Source organism: Halonotius terrestris, from assembly GCF_006861665.1.
In the GTDB taxonomy this organism is placed as follows: Archaea; Halobacteriota; Halobacteria; order Halobacteriales; family Haloferacaceae; genus Halonotius; species Halonotius terrestris.
In genome coordinates, this window is record NZ_RKLU01000004.1 from 44,999 (window position 1) to 52,593 (window position 7,595).

The 7,595-nt window shown below is 63.8% G+C and carries 6 protein-coding genes and 1 pseudogene (1 of these 7 cut by a window edge); 4 read left to right on the forward strand and 3 right to left on the reverse strand.

Features of this window, described 5'->3' with window-relative positions; genetic code table 11:
- Positions 1-3: 3 nt before the first annotated feature.
- Together EGH24_RS09760 and EGH24_RS09765 are read right to left on the reverse strand one after the other, a co-directional pair.
- Positions 4-606: an acyltransferase gene (locus EGH24_RS09760; protein ID WP_246057958.1), complete on the reverse strand. Its 603-nt coding sequence runs from the start codon at positions 604-606 to the stop codon at positions 4-6.
- A gap of 72 nt (positions 607-678) precedes the next feature.
- The gene (locus EGH24_RS09765; protein ID WP_142979969.1) at positions 679-2,400 is read right to left on the reverse strand and encodes a glutamate--tRNA ligase; all 1,722 of its coding nucleotides are present in this window, start codon (positions 2,398-2,400) and stop codon (positions 679-681) included.
- Between the two features lie 118 nt (positions 2,401-2,518).
- Between EGH24_RS09765 and EGH24_RS09770 the strand changes: the two genes are divergently transcribed.
- The 4 genes from EGH24_RS09770 (at position 2,519) to EGH24_RS09785 (ending at position 6,047) form a co-directional block, all read left to right on the forward strand.
- Positions 2,519-2,875, forward strand: a complete 357-nt coding sequence (locus EGH24_RS09770; protein ID WP_142979970.1) for a MarR family transcriptional regulator — start codon at positions 2,519-2,521, stop codon at positions 2,873-2,875.
- Positions 2,872-3,213, forward strand: a complete 342-nt coding sequence (locus EGH24_RS09775; RefSeq protein WP_142979971.1) for a type II toxin-antitoxin system PemK/MazF family toxin — start codon at positions 2,872-2,874, stop codon at positions 3,211-3,213. The genes EGH24_RS09770 and EGH24_RS09775 overlap by 4 nt, the downstream gene beginning before the upstream one ends.
- A 94-nt stretch (positions 3,214-3,307) precedes the next feature.
- Positions 3,308-4,465 carry an MFS transporter gene (locus EGH24_RS09780; protein ID WP_142979972.1) on the forward strand — a complete coding sequence of 386 codons (1,158 nt, stop codon included), beginning with the start codon at positions 3,308-3,310 and terminating at the stop codon, positions 4,463-4,465.
- Positions 4,466-4,586: 121 nt separating this feature from the next.
- Positions 4,587-6,047: a sensor histidine kinase gene (locus EGH24_RS09785; protein WP_142979973.1), complete on the forward strand. Its 1,461-nt coding sequence runs from the start codon at positions 4,587-4,589 to the stop codon at positions 6,045-6,047.
- 46 nt (positions 6,048-6,093) lie between these two features.
- Here EGH24_RS09785 and EGH24_RS09790 read toward each other — a convergent pair.
- A pseudogene (locus EGH24_RS09790) lies at positions 6,094-7,595 on the reverse strand (CDC48 family AAA ATPase) (it continues 772 nt past the right edge of the window).

The following is a 7,595-nucleotide window of genomic DNA, read 5'->3' on the forward strand; positions in this document are numbered from 1 at the left end:
CGCTCAGGAGCCAGCGTCACCCGCATCGTCACCGGAGTCGCCATCCCCGCCACGGTCGACCGGCTCCGCCGGCACGCCGGCGACCGTCGCGCCGGGCGGCACGTCACGCGTCACCAGCGAGTTGGCCGCGACCTGCGCGCCGTCGCCGATCTCGACGCCCGGCAGCACCGTCGCGCCCGCGCCGATCATCGCCCGTTCGCCGACGACGACCTCGCCGAGGCGGTACTCGTCCTGTAAAAACTCGTGGCAGAGCAGCGTCGCGTCATAGCCGATGATCGCGTGGTCGCCGACGGAAATCAGCTCCGGCCAGAACACGTCCGGCGTCGCTTCGAGGCCCCACGAGACGCCGGTGCCGACGGTCACACCGAGGCGACGGAGGAGCCAGTTTTTCAGCCGGAGGCTCGGCGACACACGGACGAGCCAGACGACGAGGTAGGTGATCGTCACGCGGAGCGGCGACCGGATCGACGCCCAGCCCCACAGCGAGTTGTGCGCGCCGGGCGTCGGGTGTCGCTGGAGGCGGTCGTGGCGACGGTCCGCGTCGTCGGCTCCGTCGGCGGTGTCGGCAGTATCGCGTTCGGCGTCGTCGCTGTCGGCTGGAGGCACACCTCCTGTTTCGGGAAGGCAGTACAAAAACCTCGACACCGCCCGCATCGATCGCCGCCGCGAGCGATCCCGTCAGTCGTGGGCGTAGTAAACGACCGACCCCTCGGGAGCGTGGTCGTCAACGCGAACGAAGCCGATCCGTTCGAACTGGATGATCTCATCGACCGCAGTGTCCGCGAACGCCGGTTCGGCCTCGCCCGTCACGTCGCCCTCGGGCGTGCGCATCCTGACCGAGACGGTGTCGTCGGCCGGGACCCAGTGAATCACATCGACGCCCTCCTCACGCACCGCGTCGATGTCGTCGCCGGTGGCAACGAACTCGCCGTCGTCGTAGCGAACACAGCCGTATCCCTTCAGCCAGGTTCGCTCGCCCTCGCTCGGCAGGTCGTCCGGTTCGATCAGCACGGCGTCGTCGACGGGGATTTCGCGGCGGCCACGATCCTCGTGGTTCGGATGCAGCGGCGGGCTGCCGGCGGCCGGTTTCTCATCGCCGACGACGGGGACGCGCTCGGCGTCGCGGACGAGGAAGTAGCGGTTGGCCTCCTCATCAACGAGGTCGCGGTTGTTGGCGTAGATCGACGACATGGCGAGATCGACATCCGATGTCGACATCCCGAGGCCAATCATCGACTCGACGACTGCCTCGCCGCGGATGCCGCGGCGACGGATCGATTGGAGGGTGGGTGCGCGTGGATCGTCCCAGCCGTCGAGCTCGCCGCCGTCGATGAGTTGCTTGATTGTTGAGGTCGAGATATCGATATCGTAGGCGTCNANCTGNACGTGNCCCCAGTGNANGACTTCGGGNTACTCCCAGNCGAAGTAGTCGTAGACGAACNGCTGNNNNTTCGCNGAGTCCTGNAGGTCGATGCCNCGGATGATGTGGGTGANGCNNGTNAGNTGNTCGTCGATNCCNGACTGGAANTCGAGCATCGGCCAGCAGCGGTAGTCGNCNGCCGCCTCGCGNGGATGGGGCGTNTCGANCATNCGGAAGGCGACCCAATCGCGGAGCGCGGGGTTCTTGTGCTCGATATCGGTTTTGACGCGGAGGACCAGTTCGCCCGCGCTGTACTCGCCGTCGATCATCGCCTCGAACTCTTCGAGGACGGTTTCGGGATCCTTGTCGCGGTTCGGCGAGGGGGTGCCCTCGCGTTTGAGCTCCGAGAACTCCTCGGCCGGCAGATCGCAGGTGTAGGCCCCGCCCATTTCGATCAGCTCGCGGGCGTACTCGTAGTAGGTCTCGACGCGGTCGGAAGCTCGCAGGACTTCGTCCGGTTCGAAGCCGAGATAGGCGATATCGTCGAGAATGGCGTCGTACGCGGAGAGATCGGGGCGTTTGGTCTCGGGGTCGGTATCGTCGAACCGGACGACGAACTCGCCGTCGTAGCGATCGCAGTAGGTACCGATGACCGCGGGCATGCGAGCGTGGCCGAGATGCCACGGGCCGTTCGGGTTCGGCGCGGCGCGCAAGCGAACGGTCTCGTAGTCGTCGACGTTCGGCAGGTCGGGCAGTGTGTGGTCGTCGCCCTCGTCCTCGGCGTCGAGTTCGGCGACGAGATCGGGATCGAGTTCAGCGAGTCGCTCGCGGCGGGCTTCGCGGTCGAGGTTGCCCACTTTGCCGACGACTTTGCCGACGACGCCCGGGATTTCGTCGCCGTGCGGGCGGAAATCCGGGTTCTCGCCCATCAGCGGGCCCATGATCGCGCCCACGTCGGGGTCGCTGTCGTGTTTGAGCGCGTTGAACAGGGCGTGCTTCTCGGCTTCCGCCTGCACGCGCTCGCGGAGTTCGTCATCCATTGGGAGTTGCTTTCGCGTGACTCGTCAAAAGCAGCGTGGATCGGGCGACGTATCACAGCGACCCGTCGACTGCTTCGGATCCAATACAGCTAATACACAAAAAGACAAAGAAATACATATGCCAATCGACATCGAGACGTTTGAATCAGCACCCGACGATCGGCTTCAGCACGACGGCGAGACGAACGCCGATCGTGTCATGGAATTTCTCGCCGCTCATCCCGACAAAGCGTTCACCCAGAGCGAGATCCGCGAGGCGACCGGGGTCAAAGCCGGGAGCATCAGCGTCGTCCTCTCACGGCTCGAAGATCGCGGACTCGTTCGACACCGGGGCACCTACTGGGCACTGGGCGAGGCCGACGATGTGGCGGCCTACACCAGTTTCACCGAGAGCACGCGAACCGCGAACGACCGCTTCGGACCCGAGGAGATGGACGAATGGTTGGAACACGCTGTCGAGGAGGAACCTGAATGAGCTACCAGCGGGGCGATGTCGTGTGGGGACCAGACCCGTTCAAGTCAGTCGAAAACCCTCGACCGTGGCTCATCCTGAACAACGACCGCCACCCGTTCGGTGACGAGGAGTACATGACGGTTACGTTGACGACGACAGCACACGACGCGGGGATTCCAATCGACGACGCCGATTGGATCGAGGGTGGAATGCCACGCCAGAGCTACGCCTCCCCGTGGACGGTAGCCTCGCCGAAACACGCAGCACTCGTCCGCCGACAGGGCCGACTCACCGAATCGTTCGTCCAGCGCGTTGTTGCTGCGGTAGAGACCTATCTCGAACCACCGACTGAGGACTGACACGAGCAGTATTGGTAGCCGAGCAAAGACACGTCGCTATAGTGATGCATCCGGCATTCGGAACGCTTGAAACCCTCACGAGCAAAATTTCGCTGTGAGTCGCCGACGCCTCTTCGGCTCGCTGTGTGGCCTCGTCTTCTTCCTCAATCTCGCCAGAATCATCTTCGCGCCGCTGCTGGACGTGTTCATCGCGGAGTTCGGTATCGGCGAGGCGACCGCCGGGCTCATCGTGACGCTCGCGTGGGTCGGCAGCGCGTCGCTCCGGCTGCCCGCCGGCTGGCTGCTCACGAAGGTCCCACGCCACTACCTCGTCATCGTCTCGGGGACGATCCTCGCCCTGTCGGCCGCCGCGGCCGGTGCGGCGATGACCGTCCGCCAGCTGATGGTCGGGGCGTTCTTCATGGGCACCGCCTCAGGCGTCTATTTCGTCGCGGCGAACCCGCTGTTGAGCGAACTGTTTCCGGATCGCGTCGGCCGCGTGATGGGGATTCACGGCGCGGCCAACCAAGTCGCGGCGGTCGCGGCCGCGCCGCTGGTCGCCGTCTCGTTGTGGGTCGATTGGCGGCTCTCGCTGTGGGCCATTTCCGTCGGCACTGCCGTCGTGACCATCGCCACCGTGATCGTCGCCCGGCGGACTGCGATGCCCGCGGCGGGCGCGGACGACCGGTCGCTGCTGGCCGGCGCGCGCTCGGAGTGGCGGATCATCCTCGCCGCGCTCGGGATCGCCGGTGTCACCGTCTTCGTCTGGCAGGGCGTGTTCAATTTCTACGAGCTCTATATGCAGTCCCGCGGGCTCTCCCCGAACCAAGCCTCGACGATGTTGACGATCGTGTTCGCAGCGGGGATCCCCGCGTTCTTCATCGCCGGCGAGTTGGCCGACGACCTCCCGTCAGTGCCGCTGTTGCTCGGTATCGTCACCTCCTTCGCCGGCTGTCTGCTGTTGGTCGTCGCGTTCGACGGCCTCATCGCCTTGGCGATTAGCTCCGCGCTGATCGGCTTCGTGATCCACGCGCTGTTCCCCGCGACCGATGCCTACATCCTGACCACGCTGCCGGATTCGGCTCGCGGGAGTGCGTACGCCGTCTTCAGTTCCGCGTGGATGCTATCCCAATCAGGCGGCTCCTCGCTTGTCGGCGCGCTGATCGAACGCGGGTTCGCCTACGGGACGGTCTTCACTGCTGCCGCTTTCGTCCTCCTCGTGACAGTCGTCGTGCTCGGGGGACTCGAACGCGCTGGGCGGCTGCCGGCATAGGTGCTGACGGATCGGCCAGCGCTTCCCGTGTCTGTCACTCGATGCAACCCCACAAAGATATGTACCCGCTCGTTCAACTATTTGTGGATCCGACGTTTGGTAACAATCCACTTCCTTCACTATGACTGATTTTTCATCGAATACTCCGAAAGAGAGTATTCACGTACTCCACGTCGATGACGAGCCCGATCTCGCCCGCATGGTGACCGAAAACCTCGAAGCCGAAACCGACCGGTTCACTGTTGAGTGGACCACCGACCCAGCCGAAGTCGCGGACATCGTCGCCGACCGCACTGTCGATTGCGTCATCAGCGATTACATGATGCCGGACATGACGGGCTTAGACGTGCTGAGCGAGGTCCGGAGTGTCGATCCGGACCTCCCGTTCATTCTGTTTACTGATACCGGCAGTGAATCCGTCGCCAGCGAGGCCATCTCCGCCGGCGTCTCCGACTACATCATCAAACGACGCGTCAAAGAGCAGTACACGCTGTTGGCCAACAAGGTCGCCAACCACGTTGACCAGCGGCGCGCAGAGATAGCTGCCGAGCGAACCAAACAGCAACTCCACGAACTCGCCGAGAACACCCACGACGTCCTGTTCATTTTCTCGGCCGATTGGACCAAACTGGAGTACATCAACTCCCGCTACGAGGAGATGTTCGACCAATCAGTGGCGACGCTGCGTGAGGATCCCACCTCGTTCCTCGGAGCGGTCCATCCAGACGACGTCGCCGATGTGAAAGGCGCGATGCAGCGATCCGGGGAGGGCCACACACAGGAAGTCACGTACCGGATTCAAGGAGACGATGACGAGTGGAAGTGGGTCGAATCCCACGCCGAGCCCATCTTCGAAGACGGAGCCGTCGTCCGGGTGGCTGGCTTCACCCACAATATGACTGAACGCAAACAGCGCGAACTCGAACTCCGTGCGAAAAACGAACGGCTCGAACGCTTCGCCTCAATTGTCTCTCATGACCTACGAAACCCCCTGAGCGTCGCCGACGGGTATCTCGAAATGGCGCGCAACGAGGCCGACAGCGACCATCTCGAAACCGTCGCCAGCGCGCTCGATCGGATGGAGACGCTGATCAGCGAAATCCTCGTCCTCGCCCGGGAAGGCCAAGAGGTGACCGAGACCGAGTCGGTTGTCCTCGACACCATCGTCCAGTCGAGTTGGAGCAACATCGACCAGCAGGCTGCTAGACTGCAGGCAGATACGAACGTCTACATCGAGGCCGACAAAATTCGGCTCGGCCAAGTGTTCGAGAACCTGTTCCGGAACGCAATCGAGCATGGCGGCGACGACGTAACGATCACCGTCGGCGTCCTCGACGACGATGCGGGCTTCTACGTCGAAAACGACGGCGATCCGATCCCCGACGGCAAAAAAAACCAGATCTTCGAAACCGGATTCACGACGAACAAGCAGGGAACCGGGTTCGGGCTGGCGATCATCAAACGTATCGTAACCGCCCACGGCTGGGATATTCGGGCCACCGACGGTGCTGACGGCGGTGCGCGCTTCGAGATCACTGGCGTTGAGGTCACACCGCAGGAGCAACCTCCCGAACAGAACTAAGCGAGCATCAAGCGAAATCGCAAAAATCGAAAGCCGCGCGAGGAGCTTACTGGAACGCTTCGCCGACGACGGCGTCCTCGTCGGGGTCAACGTCGTTGTGCTTGAACTTGCGTTCGATCTCCTCGTAGTGGCGTTTCGTTTCCTCGGTCACGCTTGGTTGGACCTCGCTGAGCGCGTGCTCGAAGTGGTCCATCGTCACCCGGACGTTGCTGACGGATTCGCCGACTTCCTCGCGGGAGACGCTGCCGATGAACTCCCGGCTGGCAGCCATCGAGGCCTCNCGNCAGANCGCNTCGATGTCCGCGCCGACGTANCCCTCCGTNNNNCGGGCNAGNTNGTCGAGNTCNACGTCGTCGGCNAGCGGNTTNNCCNNGGTGTGGACGGCGAAGATCTTCCGGCGGNCNTCCTCGTCNGGCACCGGNACGTGGANGTGNCGNTCNAGNCGACCGGGNCGNAGGAGCGCGGAATCGATCAGGTCAGGCCGGTTCGAGGTGGCGATCACGACCACGTCCTCTAGCGATTCGAGGCCGTCGAGTTCGGTCAGCAGTTGGCTGACGACGCGCTCGCCGACACCGGAGTCACCGGAGTTCTGGCCGCGTTCGGTGGCGATCGAGTCGATCTCGTCGAAGAACANCACGGTCGGNGCGTTCNNCCGNGCCTTNNNGAACACNTCGCGGACGCCNTTCTCNGACTCNCCGACGTACTTGTTNAGGAGNTCGGGNCCNTTGATNGAGATGAAGTTNNNNTCNGCCTCGTTGGCGACGGCCTTNGCGAGCAGNGTCTTCCCNGTNCCCGGNGGCCCGTANANCANNACGCCNTTNGCGGCGNCNANNTCNANNTCCTNGAANACCTCGGGGTANTCGAGCGGCCACTGGATCGTCTCGCGGAGNCGNTCNTTNGTGTCNTCGAGNCCNCCNACGTCNTNCCACGTCACGTCGGGGACTTCGACGAAGACCTCGCGTAGCGCGCTCGGTTCGATCCCTTTGAGCGCGGCCTTCAGGTCGGATTCGAGGACTTCGATGGATTCCAGCACCTCGGCATCGATCTCGTCGCNTTCGAGGTCGAGCNGCGGNCGGANCCGNCGGAGNGCGTNCATCGCNNCCTCCTTGGNNAGCGATTCGAGGTCNGCACCGACGAAGCCGTGGGTGGNCTCNGCGTANNNGTCGAGGTCGATNTCCTCGNCNAGCGGCATNNNCCGCGTGTGGACCTGNAGGATCTCCTTGCGGCCNTCCNNGTCCGGGACNCCGATCTCGATCTCGCGGTCGAAGCGGCCACCNCGGCGCAGNGCGGGGTCGATGGCNTCGACGCGGTTNGTCGCNCCGATGACGACGACCTCGCCGCGCTCTTCGAGCCCGTCCATCAGGCTCAGGAGTTGGGCGACAACGCGGCGTTCCACATCGCCACCGGCCTCCTCGCGCTTGGGTGCGATTGAATCGAGTTCGTCCATGAAGATGATCGCGGGGGCCTCCTCGGAGGCCTCCTCGAAGACTTCACGGAGTTGCTCTTCGCTNTCNCCGTAGTATTTCGACATGATNTCCGGGCCGGANA